Below are 25790 nucleotides of genomic sequence, written 5' to 3'. Positions count from 1 at the left end.
CGCCCGCGTTTACTGCGTGGCGATGCTGGGCAGGATGCCGATGCGGTCGGATACGACCGGCACTGCGTTCAACGCGCTCTGGCGGTCGGGGTACGGGCCGATTCTGACCCGGTACAGGTTGTTGGATTGATCCACCTGGGCGGGCGGTGCGCCCGCCGCGCTCAGTTGCGGATTGATGCGGGCAACCAGCGATTGCGCATTGCCGGCCTGGCTGAATGCGCCCACTTGCAGATAGACATTGCCGATGCCGGCTGCCGGCGCCTGGCGTACCGGGGCCGAACCCGCGGCGGGGCCGGGCAAGGGTTCAGCCGTCAACGCCACCGGCGCGGCGCTTAACGGCGCCTGGACGGGCAAGGAGCCCGTGGCGGAATCGGGCTCCGGCGCCGGCGCCGCGGGCGTTCCTTGCGAGGCCAGGCGTCGAATCTCTTCCTGCGGAATGCTCTCGACCACAACCTGCCCGCTACCCGGTCCGATGATGCCCAGCTTGTAGGCGGCCACATAGGACAAATCCATGATGCGGTCGCTATGGAACGGCCCACGGTCATTCACGCGCACGATGATCGTCTTGCCGTTGACCAGGCTGGTGACGCGCGCATAGCTGGGAAGCGGCAGCGTCGTGTGGGCCGCCGTCATGGCGTACATGTCGTAGGACTCGCCGATAGACGTGGAATTGCCGTGGAACTTCTTGCCGTACCAGGACGCCAGGCCGCGCTGCTTGTACGCTTGGCCGCTGGTGTCCGGCACGTAGCGCTTGCCGAAAACCACATAGGGTCGGTTGGCGCCGCTGGCATAGGGTTCGATGCGGGGCACCGCGTCCGGCACCTGGTCCAGGTTCGACGGCGGGTTGGCGTCCGGGCCGTCGTCTTTGTAGTACCCGCCGCCCTTTTTGCTTCCCCCGGTGGAAGAGCAACCGGCCACGGCAATGGCCAGCAACAGCATCAGGATCAGGCGTAGCGGGCGAGACAGGGTCATGCGGATTCGGTGGGCAATTGGTTTCGGTGGCGCACCAGCAAGGGGTCGTGGTCGGCGAAGCGCAGCGCCAACTGCTCCACCACATAGACCGAGCGGTGCTGGCCGCCCGTGCAGCCGATTGCCACGGTCAGGTAGTTGCGGGTGTCCTGCGTGTATTGCGGCAGCCAGCGGTTCAGGAAGCCGGCGATGTCGTCGACCATCTGCCCCACTTGCTCGTACCCGGCCAGCCAGGTGGCAACGGGTTCGTCGCGGCCGGTCAGCGGCCGCAGGTTGCGGTCGTAATGCGGGTTGGGCAGGCAGCGCACGTCGAACACCAGATCGGCGTCGCCGGGAACGCCGCGCTTGTAGGCGAAGGATTCGAAGGTCAGCACCAGCGGCGCGCGGTCGGCCTGGATCAGGTCGCGGATCCAGGCGCGCAACTGGCCCGGGGTCAGGTCCGAGGTGTCGATCACATGTTCCTGCTCGCGCAGCGGCGCCAGCAGTTCGCGTTCCAGCGCAATGCAGTCGGCAAGCGAAGGCGGCGTGCCCCCGCGTTGCAGGCGATCGGTCAGGGGATGGCGGCGGCGCGATTCGGAGTAGCGCTGCACCAGCGTCGAAGTGTTGGCGTCCAGGAAGACCACACGCAGGCTGGTGCCCATGGCGCGCAACGCGGTGACCACATCGGGTAGTTCGGCAAGTTCGCCGGGCGAGCGGACGTCGATGGCCACGGCCACGCGCTCCAAGCCTTCGTCGCGTGCGTTGGCGATGAATTCGGTCAGGAAGCGCACCGGCAAGTTGTCGACGCAGGTGTAGCTGGCGTCCTCAAGCATGCGCAAGGCAACTGATTTTCCCGAACCTGAGATACCGGTGACTAGGACGACTTTCAACATGGACATGATTGTGGCACGCTTTTCCAGGACGATGCAGGCGGGATGACATCTGATATGGCCGTAAATCGGGAATCTGCGCCTGTACCCTTTCTCGCCCCATCGCTTAAGCTTACGGGCCGGATACTTGATCGACTCACTGACCAGCCCCGCCGTCATGCTTTCGGGGGATAGGAATTCGACCTAGATGTTAGCGCTCATTTCCTTTCGTAGTGTTTCACTGCCGCGGTTTGGGGCGATTTTCCGCGTGTTGGCGGCGGCTGCTGTTGTCTTTACGACAAGCCCCCTGAACGCGCAGCCAGCGGCGCCCGCCACGTCGGCTTCCGCCCCCGCCAGCGCGAGTCCCGATGCATCGACGCTTGATACCTTGCAGCCCGACACCATGGCGGCCCGTGTTGCGGCCTGTACCGCCTGCCATGGTGCGCAGGGCCGGGCCGGCGCCGACGGCTACTACCCGCGCCTGGCCGGCAAGCCGCAGGAATACCTGTACCACCAGTTGCTGAACTTCCGCGACGACCGCCGTCAGTACCGGCCCATGTCGCATCTGCTGGCGGGTCTACCCGACGATTACCTGCGCGAGATGGCCGCGTATTTTTCCGAGCAGCATGTGCCCTATCCGCCGCCGCCGCGCGCGGAAGTTTCCAGTGCCACGCTGGAGGCCGGCCGCAAGCTGGCCTTGCAGGGCGACGCGGCACGTGGCCTGCCTGCCTGTGCGTCCTGTCACGGCGCCGCGCTCAGCGGCCTGATGCCCGCCATCCCTGGCTTGCTGGGTTTGCCGCGCGACTACATCGGTTCGCAGATCGGCAGTTGGAAGACCGGGCTGCGCCGCGCTGCCGCGCCGGACTGCATGGCCGACATCGCCAACAAACTCACCCCTGTCGACATCGGCGCCCTGGCGGCGTGGCTGTCGTCACAGCCCATCACCGAGCCCTATGCGCCTGAAAGCGCGGGGTCGCTACGTTTGCCCGCGGAATGCGGCAGCCAGGCGCAACGCTGATCCGGGGGCCATGATGAAACTGCTGAAGAAAATCCTGACTCTGGTGTTGCTGGCGTGTGTCGTGACGGTAGGCGGCATGGTTTGGCTGGGCACCCGCGACGACACCAGCACGGGCCCCGCCGCCACGGCGGACGCGGGCACGCTGGTCGAGCGCGGCCGCTATCTGGCGCTGGCCGGCAACTGCATGGCCTGCCACACCAGCCGGGGCGGCAAGGCGCTGGCGGGCGGCACGCCGATCCCCACGCCATTCGGCACGGTGTACGGTCCGAACATCACGCCTGATGAAAAAACGGGCATTGGCACCTGGACCGCCGACGACTTCTGGCAAGCGCTGCACAACGGTAAATCCAAGGACGGCACGCTGCTGTATCCGGCCTTCCCCTACACCGAATACACCCGTGTCACGCGGGCCGATGCCGACGCCCTGTACGCCTATCTGCGCAGCGTGCCGCCGGTCAGCCAGCCCAATCGCCCGCCCGACATGGCGTTCCCCTACGACCAGCGCGCCTTGCTGGCCGCGTGGCGTGCGCTGTACTTCAAGCCGGGCGTTCAAGAGGCCGACGCGGGGCAATCGGTGCAATGGAACCGGGGCCGCTATCTGGTCGAAGGCTTGGGGCATTGCGCCGCCTGCCATACGCCCCGCAACAGCCTGGGGGCCACCCGATCGTCCGATGCGTTCACCGGGGGTGTCATTCCGGTGCTGGATTGGTATGCGCCGCCGCTCACCAACGATAGGCAGACCGGCATGGGCCGCTGGACGGCGGCCGACATCGCCGCCTTGCTCAAGACCGGCATCTCGGCCCATTCGAGCGCCAGCGGTCCGATGGCCGAAGTGGTGCTGGGCAGCACGCAGCACCTGACGGACGACGACGCGCTGGCGATCGGCGTTTACATCAAGTCCCTGCCGGCCACGCCGGCTTCCACACCGCGCTCAACGGCGGCGGCTGCGCCCGCGGCAATGGAATTGGGCAGCAAGATCTATCGCCAGCATTGCGCGCAATGCCATCAGCCGCAAGGGCAGGGCAGCGGCACCGCGTGGCCGGCGTTGGCGGGTAACCCGACGGTGACGGCGCCGTCGCCGGTCAACGCCATACGCATGGTGCTGGATGGCGGCTATGCCCCCGCCACGGCCGCCAATCCCCGGCCCCATGGCATGCCGCCGTTTGGCCAGATGCTGAACGACAGCGACATCGCCATGCTGGTGTCCTACATCCGCAATAGCTGGGGCAACGAAGCGGGCGGCGTCACCGCGCTCGAGGTCAAGCGGGCGCGCGCGTCGTCCACCTTGAACTAAGGCCGGCTAGCGCCGCGCGGTAGACCGCGCGCGGGCCTGATGCTGATGCGCCAGGTTACCCAGCACGCGGATCGCCTCTTCATGGGCTGCGTCCCAGGGATGGCCGTAGTTCAGGCGCAGGGCGCTTGTGAACTGGCTGCTGGCCGAAAAAATCGGCCCTGGCGCCACGCTCACGCCGTGCGCCAAGGCCTCGCGATGCAACGCCAGCGCCTCCACCGCCGCGGGCAGTTCCACCCACAGGAAGAAGCCGCCTTGCGGGCGAGTCACGCGCGTGCCAGCGGGAAATGCATGGGCGATGGCATCAGCCATGCGTGCTTGCTGCGCGTGCAAGGTCTGACGCAAGCGGCGCAGATGGCGGTCGTAGCCACCTTGTTCCAGGTATTCGGCGATGGCGCCTTGCGCCGGGCCCGACGCGGAAAGCGTGGATGACAATTTCAAGCGCTCTACGCGCCGAGAGTATCGGCCCGCCGAGGCCCAGCCGATGCGGTAGCCAGGCGCCAGGCATTTGGAGAACGACGAGCAATGCAGCACCAGCCCATCTTTGTCGTAGGCCTTGGCCGGCACCGGCCGCACGGCGCCGTAATACAGTTCGCCGTACACGTCGTCTTCGATCAGCGGGATGTCGTGGCGGCGCAATAGCTCAACTAGTTGCCGCTTCCTGTCTTCCGGCATCAGGCTGCCCAGCGGGTTCTGGAACTGCGTCATCAGCCAGCAAGCCTTCGGCGCGTGCCGTTTGATGGCGGACTCCATGGCGTCCAGGTCCACGCCGGTACGCGGATGAGTCGGCACTTCCAACGCCTTGAGGCCCAGGCGCTCCAGCGCCTGTAAGGCGCCATAGAACGTGGGCGCCTCGACCATCACGATGTCGCCGGGTGCGGTGACGGCCTGCAGGCACAGGTTCAGTGCTTCCAGCGCGCCGTTGGTGACGACGATGTCGCTGGCGGGCACGTTCATGCCGCCGATCAGGTAGCGCAGCGCAATCTGGCGGCGCAGCGCCGGGTTGCCGGGGCTCAGGTCTTCGACCGTATCCAGCGGATCCTGGCGTTTCAGGTGCGCGGCCATGGCGTGCGCCAGGCGCGGCAGCGGGAACAGCAGCGGGGAAGGAAAGGCGGATCCCAGTGGCGTCACGTCGCGGTTGCGCACGGAGTCCAGGATGTCGAAGATGCGCTCGCTGATGGCGAGTTCGGTTGATTCGCCGTCTGGGCTGGATGCGCCGGGTTCGGGTGGCAGCGATTCGGCGGGGGCGTGCACGTAATAGCCCGAACGCGGCTGGGCGCGGATCAGGCCGCGCGCTTCAAGCAGGTAATAGGCCTGGAATACCGTCGACGGGCTGACGCCCCGCGTGGCGCAAACATGCCGCACGGAAGGCAGCTTGTCGCCGACGCGCAAGACGCCGTCGCGGATCGACTTGGCGATCTCGCCGGCCAGGGTTTCGTACAGGCTCACGGTGCCGCAAGGCGACGCGCGTTCACTTGCTGCTTTGGAGGATAGCCATGGCCTGGCGTTCCATGAACTCGCCCAGCGTATCGATGCCGCGCAGCTTCAGTATGGTGTTGCGCACAGCGGCTTCCACCAACACGGCCAGATTGCGACCGGCTGCCACTTGCAGCATCACCTTGCGCACGGGCAGGCCCAGCATGTCTTGCGTGATGTCTTGCAGCGGCAGGCGTTCGAACTTGTCTTGCGCGGTGGCGCGCACCAGATGCACGATGAGCTTCAGGCGCATCTTCCGACGCACGGAGGTCTCGCCGAAGATGGTGCGGATATCAAGCAGGCCCAGGCCGCGAACTTCCAGCAGGTTCTGCAGCAGTTGCGGGCAGTGGCCTTCGATCATGTTGGGCGCGGTGCGGGAGAATTCCACGGCGTCGTCGGCCACCAGGCCGTGTCCGCGCGAAATCAGTTCCAGCGCCAGTTCGCTCTTGCCCAGGCCCGATTCGCCAGTGATCAACACTCCCAAGCCCAGCACGTCCAGGAACACGCCATGAACGGTGGTGGTGGGCGCCAGCTTCTTGCCCAGGTAGATGCGCAGCAGGTCGATCAGTTGCGCGGCCGCCACCGGGGTGGACAGCAGCGGCACCTGGTGCTGGTCGCATTGGTCCACGAGATCTTGCGGGGGCGTCAGGCCGTCGGCCAGCAGAATGGCGGGAACGCCGCCAATCAACAGCTCGTCCATGTGGTGCATGCGGCGGCGCAGGTCGAAGCGGGTGTAGTACGCCAGCTCTTCCTGCCCGAACACCTGGATGCGGGACGGGTGGATCAGGTTCAGGTGGCCAACCAGGTCGGCGGCCGCCATGCCGTCATCGGGAATGGCGCGGTCCGCGGCGCCTTGGCCGGATATCCAGTTAAAGGGGATTTTGTCGGCGTTGTCGTCGACGAGTTCCTGCACCGTTAGCATGGCTGCGTGTCCGCGAGGGTCAGAGTTTGCCGGTCGTGAGCATTTTGTGGACGATGGCCGGATCGGGCTCGGTGGCCAGCGCTTCACGCAATGCCTTGTTCGACATCAGCTGCGCCAGTTCGGCCAGGATGTCCAAGTGCTGTTGCGTGGCCGTTTCCGGCACCAGCAGGCAAAGCAGCATCGACACCGGTTGCCCGTCGGGCGCGTCGAACGAAATGGGCTGGGCCAGGCGGATGAATGCCGCCAGCGCCTGCTCCAGTCCTTTCACGCGGCCATGCGGAACGGCCACGCCCTGCCCAAGGGCAGTGGAGCCAAGACGTTCCCGGGCAAACAGGCTGTCGAACACGAGCGCGCGTGCCAAGCCATGATTGTTTTCAAAAAGAAGGCCAGCTTGTTCGAACGCCCGTTTCTTGCTCGTTGCGAGCATATCGAGCACGACGTTGCCGGCGGGTAGGATGCGCGACAAATGATTCATCGGATCATTATATGGTTATATGACGCAGTGCAATAAATTGGCCTTGCGTCGCGCCCATGCACTGGGCGGCGAACGGTACGGCAAGAGCGACAGCATAGTCTGATCGCGGCGCATTGTGGGCGTTACGGCATGCGGGCCAACCCGGGGGGCGCGGGACTCGGCTGCAAAACACGCAGGAATGCGCGATGCAAAGACCTAGGGCACCAATGGGGGCCGAGGATTTCGGGGACAAATCTTGGGGGGATACTGCGGAGGGTACTGCGGGGGGAGCTTTGCCGATGCCCCGGCTGGACTGACGTCTAGCGGGACACCGGGACTTAGGCAGGATTTTTACAATCGCTGTTTAGCGTATCGCTCAGAGCGAGTGATCATGAAGCGCGTTACTGCTGGGGTGGCGAAAGGTTCGCCGCTTGCCGCTTCACGGACTCCGCTGAGTGACTTCGTACCTTGTCCTTGTGCTTGATGACCTGACGGTCGACTTTGTCAGCAAGAAGGTCTATGGCTGCATAGAGATTTTCATCGGTTGCTTCACAATGAATGTCCTTACCGCTTAGACGCATGGTGATTTCGGCTCTATGCCGCAGGGGCTCTACCGAGAGCATGACCTGGGTATCGATGACGTGATCGAAATGCCGCAGCACTCGCGCCAGTTTGTTCATGACATATTCCCGGATTGCCGGGGTGACGTCGAGGTGACGACCGCAGATGCTCAGGTTCATAGTGTGCTCTCCTTCTAAAAGAGAAAAAATGGTTGCGCGAAATGCGCGGTGAGGTCGTTAGGCGTTCTCCTTGATTGGGTGGCTACGTTTAGTACTAGTGTATAGACTCGGGCCGATAAAACAAGCTGACCTAGCGCAAGAACATGGCATTTTTATGGCGGACGCCCTAGGGGGTATTGACCCGTTCCCGTAGGGGAACTAGGGGTCTTCCCCAGGTGCCGCTTACATGCGGAAGTGCTCGCCCAGATACACGCGGCGCACGGCCGGATCGCCCACGATTTCGTCGGGGTGGCCGTCGGTCAGCACCTTGCCTTCGCTGATGATGTAAGCGCGGTCGCAGATGCCCAGCGTTTCGCGCACGTTGTGGTCGGTGATCAGCACGCCGATGCCGCGGCCCTTCAAGAACCGCACGATGCGCTGGATTTCAATGACGGCGATGGGGTCCACGCCGGCGAAGGGTTCGTCCAGCAGGATGAAGCGCGGGCTGGTGGCCAGGGCACGCGCGATTTCCACGCGGCGCCGTTCGCCACCGGACAACGAAATCGCGGCATTGCTGCGGATATGGCCAATCTGCAGTTCTTCCAGCAGGGCTTCCATCTGCTCATTGATCTTGGGCGTGGAAAGCGGACGGCCATCAGCGCCCACTTGCAGTTCAAGCACGGCGCGGATGTTCTGTTCGACCGTCAGCCGGCGGAAGACGGACGCATCCTGGGGCAGGTATGACAGGCCCATGCGCGCGCGCTTGTGGATCGGCATCGCGGTAATGACGGCACCATCGATTTCAATGCGACCCGCATCCGCGGGCACCAGGCCCACGATCATGTAGAAGCTGGTGGTCTTGCCGGCGCCGTTGGGGCCAAGCAGCCCCACGACTTCGCCACTTACCACGGACAGGGACACATCCTGCACCACGGTCCGGCCGTTATAGGTCTTGCGCAAACCGGTTGCGCGCAGGCTGCCCTGCTTGACCCCGGACGGGGCGGAGGTCACGGGGGTGGGCACAGAAGGTTGATTCATCGTGGGTGCGAGTGTGTGGCGTGGGGGGCGCTTTTAGCGCCCTTTCTTGGCGGCTTGCTGCTTGCGGCATTCCGCGACGGCGGCATCGGACTTGGCGCGGGGTTCGGCAACCGAACGCACGCGGCCGCCCGCCGCAGCCGAGTTGGGGCCGCCCTGGGCTTCGTAGGTGCCGGTTTTTTCGTTGTAGCGTATCCGTTCGCCGCGAATCGTGTCGAACGGTTTGCCACAGACGTAACGGACCACGACAGCCTGTCCGATCAGATCAAACGTGCTCTTCGTGCCATCGTATTCGGCGCGCAAGCCTTTGCCTTCGATGAGTTCAAAGGTATCCGGGCGTTCCTGACGGATGGTCACGACCTTGCCCTTGTTGGCGGTGGCCGTGCCGTACTGACCGCCTTGGGCGTCCTCGTGCATTTCCAGCGTATCGGAGGTCAGCGTCATCAGGCCGCGCGTCATGTTGACGTTGCCGGTGAAAACGCTTTGCTTCTTGACGTCGTCGTAGTGCAGCGTGTCCGACAGGATCAGCGTGCTGGGCTCTTCGGCCGGCTTGGCCGCGGGTTCCGCCGCGTAGGCGGGCGCAAGCACCGAGGCCGACAGCAGGACGGCGCCCAGCAGGCGGGTCGTCGGGGCAAAGAGAGTCCGAAGGTCGGTCATGGTTTCTTTTGGTCAGTGTTGTTGGCGGGAATCTCGGTGCGGCGCTGTTGCTTGCCTTCGGAACCGGCAATCTCAACATCCGTCGACGCGGACACCTGCAATTGGCGTGTCTTGTTGTTGTAGTGCATGCCCTTGCCATTCATACGCGAACGGCCCTTGATGACCTCGGCGGGCAGGTCGGTGAAGACCACGTCTTCATCGGGCAGGATGATCAACTGCTGGCTGCGCACGTCAAGCATGTCGTTGTTGGCGTCGGGCTGGCGGTGCACATGGGCGTCGCCATTCATGACGATGCGCTTGCCGCCTTGCTCCATCACGGCGGTTTTCGCCACGCCTACCGTTACCGGGTTGGCCTCGCGCTGGCCCACCGCGCGCGGCGCGGTGATGTGATACGAATCGTCGTCGGGGAAATGTTCCGCGTATTCGCCTTCCAGCCGGTTGATCGGGCGGCCGGTGGGGTCCGTGCGCAACATGACGAAATCGCGCGACCAGGCGTCCATCTCGTGGGTGACGCGGCGGGGCGGGTCCACCTGGATGGCCCGCTGCGCGTAATCGGCGGCCCACCATGAACTGGTGACCAGCACCAGCAGCAGGAACAGCGCGATCAGGGAAGGAAAACGTTCTTTCATCGGTGTCGCCGCAAGGGCGTGTCGGGGTTCGGGACCGTCATTGGATGGCGCCCGGGCCTAACAGGCCCGGCGCCGCCAGGAACGCGCCCAGGCGTCCTTGGGATGCCAGGAGCAGGTCGCAGCATTCGCGCACCGCGCCGCTGCCGCCGTGCTGCGTGGAGACCCAATGCGCCGCCTGGCTGACGTAGCCGGGTGCATTGGGCACGCTGGCCGCAAAACCGGCGCGCTGCATGGCCGGCAGGTCGATGATGTCATCGCCCATGTAGCCGGTTTGATTCAGTTGGACACCGGCGCGCTGCGCAAGTTCGGTCAGTGCCGAACCTTTGTCGCGCACACCCTGAATGACTTCAGAGATGCCGAGTTCCGCGGCGCGACGCGCCACGATGGGGCCAGAACGGCCCGTCATCAGCGCCACGCCCAGCCCGCCTTCCATCAAGAGGCGCAAGCCATGGCCGTCCAGGGCGTGGAACCGCTTTTGCAATTCGCCGCCTTCGCCGTAATAGAGGCTGCCGTCGGTCAGCACGCCGTCCACGTCGAACACCATCAGGCGTACGGCGGCGGCGCGATCGCGCACGGTGGCGGGGATGCGGGCCAGGACCAGCGCTTCGGCCGGGTGAGTCACGGAAGCAGGAAGAGTCATAGTCATACCACTTTAGCGGCCATCAGATCATGCATATGCAATGCGCCCAGCAGCGCGCCGTCGGCGTCCAGTACCAGCATCTGGCTGAGCCGCAGCTCGTCCATGTGCTGGGCGGCCTCGGCGGCCAGCGCGTCGGGAGGGATGCTGCGTGGCGACCGGGTCATGCCGGCCTCCACGGTCAAGCTTCGGATATCGCCATGGCGGGCGATCAGGCGGCGCAAGTCGCCGTCGGTGAAGATGCCCAGCGGCCGGTGTTGGGCGTCGGTCACGACCGTCATGCCCATGCCCTTGGCGGACATCACTTCAAGCGCTTGCGACACGGGGGTGCCCGCCAGCACGATGGGCAGGGCGTTGCCCTGGCGCATGACATCGCGCACGTGGGTCAGCAGGCGGCGGCCCAACGCGCCGCCGGGGTGGGATCGCGCGAAATCCTGCGGGCCGAAGCCGCGCGCCTCCAGGCAGGCAACCGCCAGGGCGTCGCCCAGGGCCAGCGCGGCCGTGGTGCTGGCCGTGGGCGCCAGGTTGAGCGGGCAGGCTTCCTGCGCCACGCTGCCGTCCAGGTGCACATCGGCCAACAGGGCCAGTTCAGATTGCGGGTTGCCGGTAATCGCCACCAGCTTGGCGCCCATGCGCCGGGCCACGGGCAGGATGGTCAGCAATTCCTGGCCGGCGCCGGAATACGACACGGCAATCACCACGTCATCCTGCGTGATCATGCCCAGGTCGCCATGCACGGCTTCCGCGGCGTGTACGAAGAAAGCGGGCGTGCCGGTCGAGGCGAACGTCGCGGCGATCTTGCGGGCGATGTGCCCGGTCTTGCCGATGCCGGTGACCACGACGCGGCCCCGGCAGGCCAGCAGCATGGCGACGACCTGGGTGAATGAGTCGTCCAGCCGCGCGGACAGGTCCAGCAGACCCTGGCTTTCGACTTGCAACGTTCTGCGTGCAGATGCCAGCGCGGCATCGGACGATGTGATGGGATGATCAGTCATTCAGGGATTTTAATATCAGTGTGCGGGTTTGCCCCCAGCAGGGGCGTATGGCATCCTGGCGGAACTTTTTTCAACGGCTTTCAAATCCTTCTATCCCGGCCCATTCCATGTCCAGCATCTCCAGCCCCGTTCTTGGCACGCCCCTGTCCCCCCTGGCCACCCGAGTCATGTTGCTCGGATCCGGCGAGTTGGGCAAAGAGGTCATCATTGCCCTGCAAAGGCTGGGCGTGGAAGTCATTGCGGTGGATCGGTATGCCGATGCGCCGGGCCATCAGGTGGCGCACCGCGCGCATGTGGTCTCCATGACCGACGCGGACGCCCTGAAGAAGATCATCGAGCAAGAGCGGCCGCACGTTATTGTCCCCGAAATCGAGGCTATTGCCACCAGTTTGCTGGTGGAACTGGAAGCGGCGGGCGTGGCCCGCGTGACGCCGACCGCCCGCGCCGCCCAATTGACCATGAACCGCGAGGGCATCCGGCGCCTGGCGGCCGAGACGCTGGGCCTGCCCACGTCGCCCTACCGTTTTGTCGACACCGAGGAAGAATTGCGGGCCGCCATCGACGGCGGCATCGGCTACCCCTGCGTCATCAAACCGGTGATGTCGTCGTCCGGCAAGGGCCAGTCGGTGATCAAAAGCGCCGATGACGTGGCGCAATCGTGGCGCTACGCCCAGGAAGGCGGCCGGGTGGGCGGTGGCCGGGCCATTGTTGAAGGCTTCATCCGCTTCGACTACGAAATCACGCTGCTGACGGTGCGCGCCCGTGGCGCCGACGGCACGGTCGAAACCCGGTATTGCGAACCCATCGGCCACAAACAGGTTGACGGCGACTACGTGGAAAGCTGGCAACCGCACCCCATGTCGCCCGCCGCGCTGGAACGCGCCCGGGAAATCGCCCTGGCCGTCACGTCCGATTTGGGCGGCCTGGGCATCTTCGGCGTTGAGCTGTTTGTTGCGGGGGACCAGGTTTGGTTCTCGGAAGTCAGCCCGCGTCCGCACGACACCGGCATGGTCACCATGATCACCCAGACCCAGAACGAATTTGAACTGCACGCGCGCGCCTTGCTCGGCCTGCCGGTGGACACCAGCCTGCGCCAGCCCGGCGCCAGCAGCGTTATCTATGGTGGCGTGGACGCCGCCGCCGTGTCGTTCCACAACGTGGCTGAAGCGCTGGCCGAACCGGGTACGGACATCCGCCTGTTCGGCAAGCCGGAATCCTTCGTCAAGCGCCGCATGGGCGTGGGCCTGGCCGTGGACGAGGACGTGGCCGCCGCGCGCGCCAAGGCCAAGCGCGTTTCCGCCGCCGTCGCCGTCAAGGCCGGCTGACCTGCCCGATTGAATTGTGCAGGGGCCTTGCCCCTGATGACAGCCACCGCGCCCCAGGGCCGGTGGCTGTTTGGCTTTCTGCAACCACGGTTTGCGCTATCACACAGTTTGTTCGATAATTTCAGAAATTTCTGAAAGTGGCGTAACTGGATTTATCAGAGACGCCGCCATGTTGATTCTTTGGCGTCGATAGCTCATGGTTCTTACCCCTCAAAACGAACGTTTCGTCCTGCACTTTGGCGAAATGGGCAGCCGTTGGGGCGTGAACCGCACCGTCGGCCAGATCTACGCCGTGCTGTTCCTGCACCCCGAACCGCTGAATGCCGACGAGATCGCCGAGACGCTGGGCTTCTCACGCTCAAACGTCAGCCTGGGGTTGAAAGAGTTGCAGTCGTGGCGCCTGGTCAAGCTGGTGCACCAGGTGGGCGACCGCCGCGACTACTTCGAGACGCCCAAAGACGTCTGGGAAATCTTCCGCATCCTGATGGAAGAAAAGCGCAAGCGCGAAATCAATCCCACCCTGACCCTGCTGCGCGACACCTTGCTTGAAACACCATCAGGGCCCAATGACGCCTACGCGCAACAACGCATGACCGAAATGCTGGAGCTCATCGAACTGTCTTCCGGATGGTTCGATGAGGTTCAACGCCTGCCCCCGGAGACCTTGCAAAAGCTCATGCGACTGGGTTCGCAAGTGCAAAAGGTGCTTGGCTTCGCCGGCAAATTGCGGGGCAAGGACTGAGCTGCCATGCGCCCGAACTTTTCAGGAAACCGCTATGAAGTTGTATCCATCGCCCTTAACATGGCGCCAGAGTCGGCCTGGGAACCATGCCGGTTGCCGCGGTGTCTCGACTGCTTGGGAGCGCCCCAATGATTGATCTTGATGTCGTCAACCTGTCGCGATTCCAGTTTGCCGCGACCGCGCTTTACCATTTCCTGTTCGTCCCTCTCACGCTAGGCCTGTCGTTCATCCTGGCCATCATGGAAAGCGTGTACGTCATGACCGGCCGCCCCATCTGGAAACGGATGACCATGTTCTGGGGCACGCTGTTCGGCATCAATTTCGCGCTGGGTGTGGCCACCGGCGTGGTGATGGAATTCCAGTTCGGTATGAACTGGTCCTACTACAGTCACTACGTTGGCGATATTTTCGGCGCGCCGCTTGCGCTGGAAGGGCTGATGGCCTTCTTCCTGGAAGCCACCTTCGTCGGCCTGTTCTTCTTCGGCTGGAACCGCATGTCCAAGGTCAGCCACCTGGTGGTGACCTGGCTGGTGGCGTTTGGCACCAACTTCTCGGCGCTGTGGATCCTGATCGCCAACGGCTGGATGCAGAACCCGGTGGGCGCCATCTTCAACCCCGACACCATGCGCATGGAGATGACCGACTTCGCTTCGGTGATCTTCAACCCCGTGGCGCAGGCGAAGTTCGTGCACACGGTCAGCGCCGGCTACGTAGCTGGCGCCATGTTCGTGATGTCGATCAGCGCCTGGTACTTGCTGAAGGGCCGCCATACCGACCTGGCCAAGCGCTCGATGGCGGTGGCCGCCAGCTTCGGCTTGGCCGGTGCGTTGTCGGTGGTGGTGCTGGGTGACGAAAGCGGTTACCTCACCACCGAGCATCAGAAGATGAAGATCGCGGCCATGGAGTCCATGTGGGAGACCGAACCCGCGCCCGCGTCCTTCAACCTGTTCGCCATTCCCAACCAGGCCGAGCGCAAGAACGACTTCGCCATCGAGATCCCGTACGTCATGGGCATCATCGGCACCCGTTCGCTGACCACCCCGCTCTTGGGTATCAACGACCTGATCCTGCGCGCCGAAAACCGCATCCGTGACGGCATGGTGGCGTATGACGCCTTGCAGAAGATCCGCGCCAATCCCAAGGATGTGGACGCGCGCATGGTCTTCGACAAGACCTGGCCGGACCTGGGCTACGCCCTGCTGGTCAAGCGCTACCAGGAAGACATGACGAAGGTCACCGAGGCCGACATCAAGCAGGCCGCGATTGACACCGTGCCGAACGTGGCGCCGCTGTTCTGGGCGTTCCGCATCATGGTGGCGGTGGGCATGTACCTGATCCTGTTCTTCGGCGTGGCCTTCTGGCTGGCCTCGCGCGGGCGTCTGGACAGCCGCCGGGGCCTGCTGAAGGTGGCGCTGTGGAGCCTGCCGTTGCCCTGGGTCGCCATTGAAAGCGGCTGGTTCGTGGCCGAGTACGGCCGCCAGCCCTGGGTGATCGAAGGGGTGCTGCCCACGTATTACGCGGCATCCGGCCTGACCATTGCCGACCTGGCAATCAGCCTGGCCATCTTCCTGGTGCTCTACACCGTCTTGCTGATCATCGGCGTGAAGGTCATGTTGCACGCCATCAAGGCGGGTCCGAAATCCGATGGGCCGGTGGCGGGCAACGCCGCCGCCGATCCTGTGCGCGCCGCCGTGCGCGCCTAAGGGGAGAGAAGCAGATGGATACCCTTATTCCTTTCGACTATGGCACCTTGCGGGTGATCTGGTGGGTGCTGCTGGGCGCCTTGCTCATCGGCTTTGCCGTGATGGACGGCTTTGACCTGGGCGTGGCCGCCTTGCTGCCCGTGGTGGCCAAGACCGACGCCGAACGCCGCATTGTCATCAACGTTGTCGGCCCGGTCTGGGAAGGCAACCAGGTCTGGCTGATCACGGCGGGCGGCGCCATCTTTGCCGCCTGGCCCTTGCTGTATGCCGCATCATTCTCCGGCTTCTACCTGGCGATGATGCTGGTGCTGATTGCGCTGATCCTGCGCCCCGTGGGCTTCAAGTACCGCAGCAAGATGGAAGGCACGCGCTGGCGCAATAGCTGGGACGGCGTGCTGTGTTTCTCGGGCGTGGTGGCTTCGCTGGTGTTTGGCGTGGCCATGGGCAACATCATCCTGGGCGTGCCGTTCACGTTCGACCCTGTGACGCTGCGGCCCATCTACGAAGGGCATTTCTATCAGCTCTTTGCGCCGTTCGCCTTGCTGGCCGGCGTGCTCAGCGTGGTGATGCTGGCCATGCATGGCGCGGTGCTGCTGGCCTGGCGCACTGACGACCCCGTGTCGTCCCGCGCGCGCAACTGGGGGCGGCTGGCGGGCTTGCTGACCGCGGCGCTGTTCGTCGCGGGCGGGTTCTGGGTTGCCGGCGGCATTGGCGGCCACACCATCACCAGCGCGGTCAACGCGAATGGGCCGTCGGACCCCATGCTCAAGACCGTGGCGGTGCAGACCGGCGCCTGGATGGCCAACTACGCCACCTGGCCCTTGATGTGGATTGCGCCCGCGCTGGGCGTGGCCGGCGCGCTGCTGGTGGTGCTGCTCTTGAGCGTGCGCGCCAACATGCTGGCGTTCCTGGCGTCGTCGCTGTCGATCACCGGCGTGATCCTGACGGTGGGTTTTGCGCTGTTCCCGTTCGTCATGCCGTCGTCGACCAAGCCGCAGGCCGGCCTGACCATCTGGGACGGATCGTCCAGCCAACTGACGCTGTGGATCATGGTGATTGCAGTTGCTGTGTTCCTGCCGATCGTCACGCTTTACACCGCATGGGTGTATCGCGTGATGCGCGGCAAGGTCACCCATGAATCCGTGGGCGACACGCCCAACTCATACTAAAAGGAGTCCACTCCATGTGGTATTTCTCGTGGATACTCGGTCTGGGTTTGGCGTGTGCCTTCGCCATCCTGAATGCAATGTGGTTCGAGCTGCGCGAAGGTCATACGCATGACCCGCGCGCCAGCCGTAACGACGAGTGAGCGGCGGCGCTAGCAGCCTCGAGCACGATCCTTCGGCCAGTTTGCAGAAACCGCCGCGCGAGCAGTCGCGGTGGTTGATGACGCTTGCCAAGTCGGCCAGGCTTCCGTTGATGCTGGCAGGCGCCGCGCCGCTTGTCAGCGGCGCCTTGCTGGTGGTTCAGGCATGGTTGCTGGCCAGCGTGTTGGACGCGGCGATCATGCAAGACGTGCCCCGCCAGGAATTGTTGGCCAGCATTGTGGGCATCGCCGCCTTGATGCTGGTGCGCGCCACCATCACCTGGGCGGGCGAGCGCGCGGGCGCGGACGCGGCCGAACGCATCAAGCGCCACGTGCGCCAGTCGCTGTTTACGCGGATGGTCGCCAAGGGGCCGTACTGGAGCCGTGGCAAGGCGTCTGGCGAATTGGCCAGCGCGGTGGTGGATCAGGTTGAAGCGCTGGATGGCTTCTTTGCCAAGTACCTGCCCGCCATGGCGGCCGCTGCCATGTTGCCGGTGGCGTTTTCGGTGTTGCTGCTGCCGGTGGATGTCATTGCCGGGCTGGTGCTGCTGATCACCGCGCCCTTGATTCCCCTGTTCATGGCCTTGGTCGGGTGGGGCGCGCAAGGCGCCAGCCGCCGTCATCTGCGCGCCTTCGCGCGCTTGTCCGGCTTCTTCGCGGACCGTCTGCGCGGCTTGTCCACGCTGAAGCTCTATGGTCGCACCGACGCCGAAGCGGCCTCGGTCGTGGCGGCCAGCGATGCGTTGCGCCAACGCACGATGTCGGTGCTGCGCATTGCGTTCCTGTCGTCAGCCGTGCTGGAGTTCTTTGCGGCCTTGGGCGTGGCGGGCGTGGCCGTGTATATCGGCTTGACGTACCTGGGCTTTCTGGATGTGCGCTGGTCGCCGCTGACGTTGCAGGCGGGCTTGTTCTGCCTGCTGATGGCGCCGGAAGTCTATGCGCCGCTGCGTCAATTCGCGGCGCATTATCACGACCGCGCCACGGCGCTGGCCGCCGTCACGCAGATCGCCGTCTTGTTCGATGGCCTGCCGCAAGAGGATGCCGAGTCCAAGCCGATGCATGGCACCGCTGGCACGGCGGCGACGTCGTTAGGCGCGGCGGGCCTGGCGGTGTCAGGCTTGACCGTCTTGGCGCCCGGCCGGGCGCACGCCGTATTGTCCGAGGCCTCGCTGACGCTGGCGTCCGGCGAGCACGTGGCGTTGATGGGGCCTAGCGGCATTGGCAAGTCCACCTTGATCGAAGCCATCGCGCGGCTGCGCCCCAGCCAGGGTGATATCCGTATCGACGGCCTACCCTTGGCCGACTGGGACGAAGCCGCATTGCGCGGCCGGGTCGCCTTGATTGGGCAGACGCCGCAACTGCTGGCCGGCACCATCGCCGACAACATCCGGCTGGGTTGCCCTGGCGCGTCCGACATTGATGTACAGGAAGCCGCGCGCCGCGCCTGCGTGCTGGAATTCACGGCCGCGCTGCCGCAAGGCCTGGACACGCCGCTGGGTAGCCGGGGCCAGGGTTTGTCGGGCGGGCAGGCGCAGCGCGTGGCGCTGGCGCGGCTGTTCCTGCGTGACCCTGGCCTGATCCTGCTGGACGAGCCCACGGCGCATCTGGATGAAGCGACCCAGGCGCGGCTGCTGGATGAAATCCTGACGTTCTCCGTCGGCCGTACCTTGCTGCTGGCCACGCACTCTGCGGCGGTCGCGGCGCGCCTGGGCCGTGTCGTGCGGGTGGCGGGCGGGAAAGTGGAAGAGGCATGAAGAATCTGTTATTGCTGTTGCCCTTGTATGCGCGCCGTAAAAGCGGGCTTTTACTCGCATTATTCTGTGCGCTGGCAACCGTTGCCGCCGGCGTTGGCCTGCTGGGCGTTTCCGGCTGGTTCCTGACCGGCGCCGCGATCGCGGGCGCAGGCGGTGTCTTCAATCTGTTTGCGCCGTCCGCGCTGGTGCGCGGGCTGTCCTTTCTGCGCATCGTGTCCCGTTATGCGGATCGTGTGGTGGGCCATTCGGCTACCTTGCGTCTGCTGGCGGACTTGCGCGCCACGGTGTTCGGCGCCTTGATCCGCTTGACGCCTAGCCAACTGGCGCGCTATCGCAACGGCGATCTGGTCGCGCGCATGACGGGCGACGTCGATGCCTTGGACACGGTGTTTCTGTTTGTGCTGGCGCCCTTGGCGACGGCCGTGCTGGCCGGTGCGGTGCTGACCGCCGTGTTGGGCATGTGGGTGCCTGCCGCCGCGCTGGCTTTCGCGTTGGCTTTGTTGACTGCCTGCGTGCTGGTGCCCCTGTGGCTGCTGCGCGCCGCGCGCAAGCCGGGTGCGGCCGCGCAGGAAAGCGCGGCAGGGTTGCGCGCGGCAACCCTGGATGCGGTGGATGGCCATGCGGACATGGTGGCGTTGCACGCGCAAGCGCAGACGGCCGAGCATTTCGAACGCTTGTGCGAGGCCAGTGCGCGGGCTCGCCGCAGTCAGGCGCGCGTTGCCGCAAGGGGGCAGTGGTTCTTGCAGGTGGCCGCTGGCGTGTCGGTGCTGGCATTGCTGTGGTTCGGCTTGGGCACGCACGAAGCGGGCGGCATCGAAGGGCCGGTGCTGGCCGGGCTGCTGCTGGCCGTCATCGGCATTTTTGAAGTGGCGGGGCCGATCATGCGGGGAGCTTCGCGCATGGGTTCGGCCATGACGGCGGCGGCGCGCATCCGCGACGTTACGCAGGCGCAGCCCGACATGCACGACCCGGCCACGCCGCTAAGCTTGCCTGTGAGGGGCGCGCTGGAACTGGACGGCGTCAGCTTTTGCTATCCCGCCCGGTCGGCGGGCGCCAGCCCGACGGTGCTGGATGGTATCGATCTGCGGGTGGAACCGGGCGAGCGCGTGGCCATTCTGGGCGCCAGCGGCGAGGGCAAGTCCACCTTGTTGCACTTGATTCTGCGCTTGGAAGATCCGCAGGCGGGGCAGGTGCGCTTTGGCGGCTGCGACGCGCGTGACGCCATGCAAAGCGACTGGCATCGACGCATTGCCTTGCTGTCGCAGGATGCGCCCGTGTTTCTGGGCACCTTGCGCACCAATCTGCTGATCGGTGACGCCACGGCTGACGACGCGGCGCTGTGGCGCGCCCTGGACGCGGCACGGCTGGGTGACTTTGTGCGCGCGTTGCCGGAAGGGCTGGACACCTGGGCGGGAGAAACGGGGTCGCAATTGTCGGCCGGGCAGTCGCGCCGCCTGTGTCTGGCGCGCGCATTGCTGTCGCCGGCCGCCGTGATCGTGCTGGACGAACCCACCGCCGGCTTGGACGCCGTGGCGGAAGCTGACTTCTTCAATGACCTGGAACGCGCGGTGCAGGGACGCACCGTGGTGCTGGCTACGCATGCGGTATTGCCCCCGGGCGCGGTGGACCGTTGCCTGCAATTGCGCAATGGACGATTACATGACGTGTCATCGCCGGCGGCAATCCTGGCTTAAGCGCGGTGGCAAGGTTATAGTTCGCCTTGCTTCAATTCTTCAGGCCCGCCTTTCATGCAGACCGACAACGCCGAGACCATCCGGCGCACCATCCGCAGCGTTCCGGACTGGCCCCAACCTGGTGTCACCTTCCGCGACATCACGCCCGTCCTGCAGGACCCGCGGGCGTTCCGGGTTCTGATCGATCTGTTCGTTTACCGCTATATGCGCCAACGCCTTGACCTCGTGGCGGGTGTGGACGCGCGCGGTTTCATCGTGGGCAGCGTGCTGGCCTATGAACTCAACCTGGGTTTCGTGCCGGTGCGCAAAAAGGGCAAGCTGCCTTTCCGTACGGTGGCCGAGGAATATTCGCTGGAATACGGCAATGCGGCGGTTGAGATGCACACGGATTCCGTGCGCACCGGCCAGCGCGTACTGCTGGTCGACGATTTGATCGCCACGGGCGGCACGATGCTGGCCGCGATCAAGCTGCTGCAACGCCTGGGCGCGAATGTGGTGGAGGCTGCGGCGATTATTGATCTGCCTGATCTGGGCGGGTCAGCGAAAGTGGCCGCGACGGGTACGCCGCTGTTTACGGTTTGCCAGTATGGGGCGGATACGCCTTAGGGTGCTGGTTACGGCTGTTTGATGGGTTTCGCGCGGATTCGGGCGGCGTTCTTGGCAGCGGGTTCCCGCGCTGCACCCATCCTACGAATCGGACAGCCTTGGTTGGATGAAATCCAGGAACGCCTTGGTTTTGGCGGGCAGCATGCGCGAGGGTAGCAATGCGAATAGCGGCAGGGGCGTGAGGCTCCAGTCGGGTAGCACGCGCACCAGGCCCGCTTGATTGATGGCGCGTTCCATCGCGTCAAACACCAGCAGCGGCGTAATGCCCAAGCCCTGGCCGGCCAGACGCCCCAACATGCCCACATTGTTCGCCGACAGCCTGCCCGACACTTGCACGCGCTCTACCTTGTCGCCCGAATGCAGCATCCAGAACGACGATTCCTCGCGCATCGTGGGGCGCAGGCATTCGTGGTGGGTCAGGTCGGCCGGTACGCGCGGCTCGCCATAGCGGGCCAGATAGTCCGGCGACGCATACAACTGGTGGGCCATCAGCACGATCTTGCGTGAAATCAGGCTGGAATCGGGCTGCTGCCCGAAGCGCAGGATCAGGTCGAACGGGTTGCTGATGGGGTCGATCGGACGCATGCTCAGATCGAAATCGCATTCGATGTCGGGGTGTTGCTCGCGGAATTCGCGTATGACCGCGGGCAAGAACAATTGCGCCAGGCTGGTGGGCAGCGAAATGCGCAAACGCCCTTTGGGCTGCACCGCCATGTCCAGCAATTGGTCATGCGCGATGCGCGCCTCTTCGACGATGTGCCGGCAGCGCTCAAAATAAATGGCGCCGGCTTCGGTCAGATCGATTTTGCGCGTGCTGCGATTCAGCAGCCGCATCCCGACGCTGCGTTCCAGTTCACTGACGCGGCGCGAGAGCGTGGATGTCGGAATATTCAAGGCTTCGGCAGCGTGGCTGAAGTTCTTGCGCTTGGCGACTTCGACAAAGAGCGCGATGTCGTTAAGCTGGATATCCATGGGGCCTCGAGTCTATAAATTCCATTTCTGGCAGGTTTGTATGATAAATGGATTTATTGTCCCGCCAGCGAAAATGTCTATTCCCGCGCGACGAACATGTTCTGGCCGAGGGCCACCAAGCCGAAACTCCCCTGTCGGCTTGCATCAAGCTGAACACCTGTAAGGCTTACGGCGCTTCGCGGCACAAGGAAATGCGCAGAAATCGCGCAAATTCCCACGGCATTCGCCGGATACAACGTGCAATTGTCCCATCCGTGAAAATATGTTCACCAAAATAAGGGTTTTTACTAGGCTCGAAACCCCAGATACTTCGTCCCAGCAATCAAACAGTCACATAGCCGCTGCCATTCTGGCAGCAGACGCTGTGCAAGGTTTAGGATGGAGTCATCACAATGAAAGCCCTAGCAACCGCACTCATGGTCACCGCAACCCTAGTCGGCATGTCCGCCGCTCACGCTGATGGCAAGACGCGTGAACAGGTTCAACAAGAACTGCAAGCCGCCAAGGCCGCCGGCCAGGTCACGTTTGGCGAACTGGATTACCCGCCCGCCACCGTGCAGCAAACCAGCCTGACGCGCGATCAAGTCCAACAAGAACTGCAAGCCGCCAAGGCCGCCGGCCAGGTCACCTCCGCCGAACTGGATTACCCGCCCAAGGCCGCCGTGTCGCAATCGGCCGGCAAGTCGCGCGAACAAGTTCGCCAGGAATTGGCTGAAGCCAAGGCCCGCGGCGAATATACCTTCGGTGAATTGGACTACCCGCCCAAGGGCAAGTAAGGCTGCAAGCCCGGCTTGCGCGGGCACCCGGATGGTCACGAAACCCCTTGAGACGCCAAGGGGTTTTTTTATCCTCGCCGAACGTTGGCGGTCGTGATGGCGTGGTGATTGCGGGGCGACGCTGTGGTGTTTATGCCGCAACACTGTACGCCGCCGCCAACAACTGCTGTCGAAAAATCCTGCGCCGTGACGCCACCGTGCCGCCTGTCACCCTCAATAGCGAGCAAACATTCGTATTTGTTTTCAAGGCGTTAAGGCGCATCCCCAGGCGTTCTGACGTTTCAGCCGGCTGTCATTATCCCAACCGTGGAAAGTAGTTCGTCAAAACCGGTGTTACTTCAAGTTGCACCAGGCCGGACACTAGATGTAGTGCAGACGCCGCTTGCGGATTGCAGCGGCACGCAGAAGCCCGTCGCTTGGACGGCGCGACTGCGCATGCCTTTTATCTCGCCATTTTGGGGACTTATATGAAGAAGACGCTATTGGCCGTTGCGTTGCTGGCAGGCTCTGCCGGCGCTGCGCAAGCCGCTGACTCCGTAACGCTGTACGGCTTGATCGACGCGGGTATCGGCTACGAGCAAGTGAAGTTCAATGGGGCCAAGCAAAGCCGTTTTGGCGGCGTTCAAGGTGTCAGCAGCGGTTCGCGTTTCGGCCTGCGCGGCACGGAAGATCTGGGCGACGGCCTGCGCGCCGTGTTCACCCTGGAAGGCGGCTTCGGTCCCATGAACGGCAAGTCGGCGCAAAACGGCCGCCTGTTCGGTCGTCAAGCCACCGTGGGCCTGGACAGCGATTCCTGGGGCCGTTTGGAATTCGGTCGTCAAACGAACCTGGCGTCGAAGTACTTCGGTTCGATCGACCCGTTCTCGATCAGCTACAACACCGCCAACATGGGCACGACGTTCGGCAGCGCCAACACGATGCGCCTGGACAACATGGTGCTGTATCAAACCCCCAGCCTGGGCGGCTTCAAGGCCGGCATCGGCTATTCGTTCAGCGCCGATGACACCGTCAGCGACACCACGCAGACCGGCTTCGCCACCGGCGACAACAACCGCGTGCTGACCGTTGGCATGCAGTACGTGAACGGCCCCTTGAACCTGGCCGCGGCCTATGACCGCTTCGATCCGACCAACGATCGCGTCGGCGGCAAGAGCGCGGCTCGCATCCAGGAATACATCATCGGCGGTTCGTACGACTTTGAAGTCGTGAAGCTGGCAGCCGCTTTCGGCCAGACCCGCGACGGCTGGTTCGTGGGCCAGAACATGGGCACCACGCCGGAAGGCATGAACACGCTGGGCTCGTTCAAGCTGGCCGACGGCTTCCGCGCCAACTCGTACATGATCGGCGCCACCGTGCCCTTGGGCCGCCACGCCGTGTTCGGTTCCTGGCAGCGCGCGACCGCCGGCAACGACAAGCTGACGGGCGATGACGCCACGTTCAACGTTTACAGCCTGGGCTACACCTACGACTTCACCAAGCGCACCAACCTGTACGCCTACGCCTCCTATGGCGACAACTATGCGTTCCAGCACGACGCGCGCGACACCGCCGTTGCCGTCGGCATGCGCCACCGTTTCTAAGCGACGGGGCGCCTGGCCGGACCCTGCTGAATGCGCGGCTTATCTCCGTAGGCCGCCGAGTGACAGCAACCCCCCCCGCCTGGGTCCGGCCGGGCGCATTCGACGCGCAGAAGGGAAGGGCCTCCATCTGGAGGCCCTCTCGCATTCTGGCGTCGTGTTGTCTACAGGAACAGCTTGTAGGCCGGGTTCTCGGTTTCGTTCCAATGCGGGTAGCCCAATTCGGCCACAAACGTGCGGAACTGCTTCTTGTCCGTGGGCGGCACCTGGATGCCGATCAGGATGCGCCCGTAGTCCGCGCCCTGATTCCGGTAGTGAAAGAGGCTGATGTTCCAGTCCGGGTTCATCGCGTTCAAGAAACGCATCAGCGCGCCGGGGCGCTCGGGAAATTCAAAGCGATACAGCAGTTCGTTGCGCGCCAGCGCTGAACGCCCGCCCACCATGTGGCGCAGGTGCGTCTTGGCCATCTCGTCGTGGGTCAGGTCCAGCGTGTCGAAGCCATGGCGGCGGAAGTTGGCGGCGATCTTGTCGGGCTCGGTCGCGGACGACACCTGAATACCCACGAACACGTGCGCACGGTCCGCGTCGGAAATGCGGTAGTTGAATTCGGTGACGCTGCGTTCGCCGACCAGTTCGCAGAAGCGGCGGAAGCTGCCGCGTTGCTCGGGCATGGTTACCGCAAACACGGCTTCGCGCATTTCGCCGACTTCGGCGCGTTCGGCCACGAAGCGCAGGCGATCGAAGTTCATGTTGGCCCCGCAAGCGATCGCCACCAGCGTCTTGCCTTTCAGATGGTGCTCGGCCGCGTATTGCTTGGCGCCGGCCACTGCCATGGCGCCCGCCGGTTCCAGGACGCTGCGCGTGTCCTGGAACACGTCCTTGATGGCGGCGCAGATTGAATCCGTATTGACCACCACGAAGTCGTCCACGTACTGGCGCGTGAGCTTGAAGGTTTCCACGCCCACCATCTTGACGGCAGTGCCATCCGAAAACAGGCCCACGTCATTCAATTGCACGCGGCGACCGGCGCGCACGCTGCGCAGCATGGCGTCGGAATCTTCGGTCTGCACGCCAATGATCTTGATCTCGGGCCGCAATTGCTTGATGTAGGCGGCGACACCGGAAATCAGACCGCCTCCGCCGATGGCCACGAAGATGGCGTCGATCGGCCCCGGATGCTGGCGCAGGATCTCCATGCCCACCGTGCCCTGGCCGGCGATCACGTCGGGGTCGTCAAAGGGATGGACGAACGTCAGCTTCTCTTTTTTCTCAAGGATCTGCGCATGCGCGAAGGCGTCGGTGAAGCTTTCGCCCGCCAGGACCACTTCGCCACCCAGGCGGCGCACCGCGTCGATCTTCACTTGCGGGCTGGTGGTGGGCATGACGATGACGGCGCGGCAGCCCAGGCGGCTGGCGGCCAGCGCCACGCCTTGCGCGTGGTTACCGGCCGAGGCCGCGATCACGCCCCGGTTCAGCGCGGCCGGCGGCAGGTTGGCCATCTTGTTGTAGGCGCCACGCAGCTTGAAACTGAACACCGCCTGAGTATCTTCGCGCTTGAGCAGCACCGTGTTGGAAATTCGCGCGGATAGCTGGGGCGCGGCTTCCAGCGGTGACTCGACCGCTACGTCGTAAACCTTCGAAGTCAGGATGCGTTTCAGATAATCAGTGGACATGGACCGCGCAAG

The 25790-nt window shown here is 64.3% G+C and carries 25 protein-coding genes; 12 read left to right on the top strand and 13 right to left on the bottom strand.

Features of this window, described 5'->3' with window-relative positions:
• Nucleotides 1–9: 9 nt before the first annotated feature.
• Nucleotides 10–972, bottom strand: coding sequence for a septal ring lytic transglycosylase RlpA family protein (locus M2361_RS17900; protein WP_259250975.1), 963 nt, complete (start codon nt 970–972; stop codon nt 10–12).
• Nucleotides 969–1841 (bottom strand): RNase adapter RapZ, encoded by an 873-nt coding sequence (gene rapZ, locus M2361_RS17895; protein ID WP_100857552.1) that lies wholly within the window; start codon nt 1839–1841, stop codon nt 969–971. The genes M2361_RS17900 and rapZ overlap by 4 nt, the downstream gene beginning before the upstream one ends.
• A gap of 184 nt (nt 1842–2025) precedes the next feature.
• On the opposite strand from rapZ, the gene M2361_RS17890 reads away from it, so the two are divergent.
• Nucleotides 2026–2835, top strand: a complete 810-nt coding sequence (locus M2361_RS17890; protein WP_404976390.1) for a c-type cytochrome — start codon at nt 2026–2028, stop codon at nt 2833–2835.
• A gap of 13 nt (nt 2836–2848) precedes the next feature.
• Nucleotides 2849–4129 carry a cytochrome c gene (locus M2361_RS17885; protein WP_259251519.1) on the top strand — a complete coding sequence of 427 codons (1281 nt, stop codon included), beginning with the start codon at nt 2849–2851 and terminating at the stop codon, nt 4127–4129.
• A gap of 6 nt (nt 4130–4135) precedes the next feature.
• On the opposite strand, the gene M2361_RS17880 is transcribed toward M2361_RS17885, so the two are convergent.
• From M2361_RS17880 to M2361_RS17840, 9 genes are all read right to left on the bottom strand, one after another.
• Nucleotides 4136–5575 (bottom strand): PLP-dependent aminotransferase family protein, encoded by a 1440-nt coding sequence (locus M2361_RS17880; protein WP_259250972.1) that lies wholly within the window; start codon nt 5573–5575, stop codon nt 4136–4138.
• Nucleotides 5576–5597: 22 nt separating this feature from the next.
• Nucleotides 5598–6524, bottom strand: a complete 927-nt coding sequence (hprK, locus tag M2361_RS17875; protein ID WP_006216298.1) for an HPr(Ser) kinase/phosphatase — start codon at nt 6522–6524, stop codon at nt 5598–5600.
• A 19-nt stretch (nt 6525–6543) separates the two neighbouring features.
• The gene (locus M2361_RS17870) at nt 6544–6999 is read right to left on the bottom strand and encodes a PTS sugar transporter subunit IIA (protein ID WP_259250969.1); all 456 of its coding nucleotides are present in this window, start codon (nt 6997–6999) and stop codon (nt 6544–6546) included.
• A 380-nt stretch (nt 7000–7379) separates the two neighbouring features.
• Complete coding sequence (gene hpf / locus M2361_RS17865) at nt 7380–7718, bottom strand: ribosome hibernation-promoting factor, HPF/YfiA family (protein WP_050446225.1); 339 nt, start codon at nt 7716–7718, stop codon at nt 7380–7382.
• Between the two features lie 222 nt (nt 7719–7940).
• Nucleotides 7941–8735 (bottom strand): LPS export ABC transporter ATP-binding protein, encoded by a 795-nt coding sequence (gene lptB / locus M2361_RS17860; RefSeq protein WP_050446226.1) that lies wholly within the window; start codon nt 8733–8735, stop codon nt 7941–7943.
• A 33-nt stretch (nt 8736–8768) separates the two neighbouring features.
• Nucleotides 8769–9389 carry a lipopolysaccharide transport periplasmic protein LptA gene (gene lptA / locus M2361_RS17855; RefSeq protein ID WP_259250968.1) on the bottom strand — a complete coding sequence of 207 codons (621 nt, stop codon included), beginning with the start codon at nt 9387–9389 and terminating at the stop codon, nt 8769–8771.
• Nucleotides 9386–10018, bottom strand: a complete 633-nt coding sequence (lptC, locus tag M2361_RS17850) for an LPS export ABC transporter periplasmic protein LptC (RefSeq protein WP_259250967.1) — start codon at nt 10016–10018, stop codon at nt 9386–9388. The genes lptA and lptC overlap by 4 nt, the downstream gene beginning before the upstream one ends.
• Before the next feature lie 37 nt (nt 10019–10055).
• Entirely contained in the window at nt 10056–10664 is a 609-nt protein-coding gene (locus M2361_RS17845) for a KdsC family phosphatase (RefSeq protein WP_404976388.1), read from the bottom strand.
• On the bottom strand, nt 10661–11650 hold the full coding sequence (locus M2361_RS17840; protein WP_259250964.1) for an SIS domain-containing protein: 990 nt from the start codon (nt 11648–11650) through the stop codon (nt 10661–10663). Before M2361_RS17840 ends, M2361_RS17845 begins: the two co-directional genes overlap by 4 nt.
• 107 nt (nt 11651–11757) lie before the next feature.
• Here M2361_RS17840 and purT point away from each other — a divergent pair, with 107 nt between their 5' ends.
• The 8 genes from purT (at nt 11758) to M2361_RS17800 (ending at nt 20780) form a co-directional block, all read left to right on the top strand.
• Nucleotides 11758–12975, top strand: coding sequence for a formate-dependent phosphoribosylglycinamide formyltransferase (gene purT / locus M2361_RS17835; RefSeq protein WP_259250963.1), 1218 nt, complete (start codon nt 11758–11760; stop codon nt 12973–12975).
• 196 nt (nt 12976–13171) lie between these two features.
• Nucleotides 13172–13717 carry a GbsR/MarR family transcriptional regulator gene (locus tag M2361_RS17830; protein ID WP_259250961.1) on the top strand — a complete coding sequence of 182 codons (546 nt, stop codon included), beginning with the start codon at nt 13172–13174 and terminating at the stop codon, nt 13715–13717.
• A gap of 128 nt (nt 13718–13845) precedes the next feature.
• Complete coding sequence (locus M2361_RS17825) at nt 13846–15420, top strand: cytochrome ubiquinol oxidase subunit I (RefSeq protein ID WP_259250960.1); 1575 nt, start codon at nt 13846–13848, stop codon at nt 15418–15420.
• A 14-nt stretch (nt 15421–15434) separates the two neighbouring features.
• Nucleotides 15435–16589, top strand: a complete 1155-nt coding sequence (gene cydB, locus M2361_RS17820; protein WP_259250959.1) for a cytochrome d ubiquinol oxidase subunit II — start codon at nt 15435–15437, stop codon at nt 16587–16589.
• A gap of 14 nt (nt 16590–16603) precedes the next feature.
• Nucleotides 16604–16729, top strand: a complete 126-nt coding sequence (gene cydX, locus M2361_RS17815) for a cytochrome bd-I oxidase subunit CydX (protein WP_042796116.1) — start codon at nt 16604–16606, stop codon at nt 16727–16729.
• A gap of 77 nt (nt 16730–16806) precedes the next feature.
• Entirely contained in the window at nt 16807–18480 is a 1674-nt protein-coding gene (cydD, locus tag M2361_RS17810; RefSeq protein WP_259250958.1) for a thiol reductant ABC exporter subunit CydD, read from the top strand.
• The gene (gene cydC, locus M2361_RS17805) at nt 18477–20174 is read left to right on the top strand and encodes a thiol reductant ABC exporter subunit CydC (RefSeq protein ID WP_259250957.1); all 1698 of its coding nucleotides are present in this window, start codon (nt 18477–18479) and stop codon (nt 20172–20174) included. The genes cydD and cydC overlap by 4 nt, the downstream gene beginning before the upstream one ends.
• 54 nt (nt 20175–20228) lie before the next feature.
• A complete protein-coding gene (locus M2361_RS17800; protein WP_259250956.1) occupies nt 20229–20780 on the top strand; it encodes an adenine phosphoribosyltransferase in 552 nt (183 codons plus the stop codon).
• Nucleotides 20781–20861: 81 nt separating this feature from the next.
• Here M2361_RS17800 and M2361_RS17795 read toward each other — a convergent pair whose 3' ends face one another.
• The gene (locus M2361_RS17795) at nt 20862–21752 is read right to left on the bottom strand and encodes a LysR family transcriptional regulator (RefSeq protein WP_100853948.1); all 891 of its coding nucleotides are present in this window, start codon (nt 21750–21752) and stop codon (nt 20862–20864) included.
• Nucleotides 21753–22144: 392 nt separating this feature from the next.
• Here M2361_RS17795 and M2361_RS17790 point away from each other — a divergent pair, with 392 nt between their 5' ends.
• Both M2361_RS17790 and M2361_RS17785 read left to right on the top strand, forming a co-directional pair.
• Nucleotides 22145–22528 (top strand): DUF4148 domain-containing protein, encoded by a 384-nt coding sequence (locus M2361_RS17790; protein WP_259250955.1) that lies wholly within the window; start codon nt 22145–22147, stop codon nt 22526–22528.
• Between the two features lie 467 nt (nt 22529–22995).
• Nucleotides 22996–24108 carry a porin gene (locus M2361_RS17785; RefSeq protein WP_259250954.1) on the top strand — a complete coding sequence of 371 codons (1113 nt, stop codon included), beginning with the start codon at nt 22996–22998 and terminating at the stop codon, nt 24106–24108.
• A gap of 161 nt (nt 24109–24269) precedes the next feature.
• On the opposite strand, the gene ilvA is transcribed toward M2361_RS17785, so the two are convergent.
• Nucleotides 24270–25778: a threonine ammonia-lyase, biosynthetic gene (gene ilvA, locus M2361_RS17780; protein WP_259250952.1), complete on the bottom strand. Its 1509-nt coding sequence runs from the start codon at nt 25776–25778 to the stop codon at nt 24270–24272.
• Between the last annotated feature and the right edge of the window lie 12 nt (nt 25779–25790).

This window comes from Achromobacter sp. JUb104, assembly GCF_024806975.1.
Classification (GTDB): Bacteria; Pseudomonadota; Gammaproteobacteria; order Burkholderiales; family Burkholderiaceae_B; genus Achromobacter; species Achromobacter spanius.
The sequence above is the reverse complement of the archived record's forward strand: the minus strand, read 5'-3'. Positions and strand labels throughout refer to the sequence as shown.

Excerpts from the sequence above, each read along its gene's own strand:
- hprK (WP_006216298.1), bottom strand. The coding sequence starts at position 6,524 with ATGCTAACGGTGCAGGAACTCGTCGACGACAACGCCGACAAAATCCCC.
- M2361_RS17785 (WP_259250954.1), top strand. The coding sequence starts at position 22,996 with ATGAAGAAGACGCTATTGGCCGTTGCGTTGCTGGCAGGCTCTGCCGGC.
- cydC (WP_259250957.1), top strand. The coding sequence starts at position 18,477 with ATGAAGAATCTGTTATTGCTGTTGCCCTTGTATGCGCGCCGTAAAAGC.
- cydD (WP_259250958.1), top strand. The coding sequence starts at position 16,807 with ATGACGCTTGCCAAGTCGGCCAGGCTTCCGTTGATGCTGGCAGGCGCC.
- cydX (WP_042796116.1), top strand. The coding sequence starts at position 16,604 with ATGTGGTATTTCTCGTGGATACTCGGTCTGGGTTTGGCGTGTGCCTTC.
- lptA (WP_259250968.1), bottom strand. The coding sequence starts at position 9,389 with ATGACCGACCTTCGGACTCTCTTTGCCCCGACGACCCGCCTGCTGGGC.
- M2361_RS17900 (WP_259250975.1), bottom strand. The coding sequence starts at position 972 with ATGACCCTGTCTCGCCCGCTACGCCTGATCCTGATGCTGTTGCTGGCC.
- lptB (WP_050446226.1), bottom strand. The coding sequence starts at position 8,735 with ATGAATCAACCTTCTGTGCCCACCCCCGTGACCTCCGCCCCGTCCGGG.
- M2361_RS17800 (WP_259250956.1), top strand. The coding sequence starts at position 20,229 with ATGCAGACCGACAACGCCGAGACCATCCGGCGCACCATCCGCAGCGTT.
- M2361_RS17885 (WP_259251519.1), top strand. The coding sequence starts at position 2,849 with ATGAAACTGCTGAAGAAAATCCTGACTCTGGTGTTGCTGGCGTGTGTC.
- M2361_RS17790 (WP_259250955.1), top strand. The coding sequence starts at position 22,145 with ATGAAAGCCCTAGCAACCGCACTCATGGTCACCGCAACCCTAGTCGGC.
- rapZ (WP_100857552.1), bottom strand. The coding sequence starts at position 1,841 with ATGTTGAAAGTCGTCCTAGTCACCGGTATCTCAGGTTCGGGAAAATCA.
- M2361_RS17830 (WP_259250961.1), top strand. The coding sequence starts at position 13,172 with ATGGTTCTTACCCCTCAAAACGAACGTTTCGTCCTGCACTTTGGCGAA.
- M2361_RS17795 (WP_100853948.1), bottom strand. The coding sequence starts at position 21,752 with ATGGATATCCAGCTTAACGACATCGCGCTCTTTGTCGAAGTCGCCAAG.
- M2361_RS17870 (WP_259250969.1), bottom strand. The coding sequence starts at position 6,999 with ATGAATCATTTGTCGCGCATCCTACCCGCCGGCAACGTCGTGCTCGAT.
- ilvA (WP_259250952.1), bottom strand. The coding sequence starts at position 25,778 with ATGTCCACTGATTATCTGAAACGCATCCTGACTTCGAAGGTTTACGAC.
- M2361_RS17840 (WP_259250964.1), bottom strand. The coding sequence starts at position 11,650 with ATGACTGATCATCCCATCACATCGTCCGATGCCGCGCTGGCATCTGCA.
- purT (WP_259250963.1), top strand. The coding sequence starts at position 11,758 with ATGTCCAGCATCTCCAGCCCCGTTCTTGGCACGCCCCTGTCCCCCCTG.
- M2361_RS17890 (WP_404976390.1), top strand. The coding sequence starts at position 2,026 with ATGTTAGCGCTCATTTCCTTTCGTAGTGTTTCACTGCCGCGGTTTGGG.
- hpf (WP_050446225.1), bottom strand. The coding sequence starts at position 7,718 with ATGAACCTGAGCATCTGCGGTCGTCACCTCGACGTCACCCCGGCAATC.
- M2361_RS17845 (WP_404976388.1), bottom strand. The coding sequence starts at position 10,664 with ATGACTATGACTCTTCCTGCTTCCGTGACTCACCCGGCCGAAGCGCTG.
- lptC (WP_259250967.1), bottom strand. The coding sequence starts at position 10,018 with ATGAAAGAACGTTTTCCTTCCCTGATCGCGCTGTTCCTGCTGCTGGTG.
- cydB (WP_259250959.1), top strand. The coding sequence starts at position 15,435 with ATGGATACCCTTATTCCTTTCGACTATGGCACCTTGCGGGTGATCTGG.
- M2361_RS17825 (WP_259250960.1), top strand. The coding sequence starts at position 13,846 with ATGATTGATCTTGATGTCGTCAACCTGTCGCGATTCCAGTTTGCCGCG.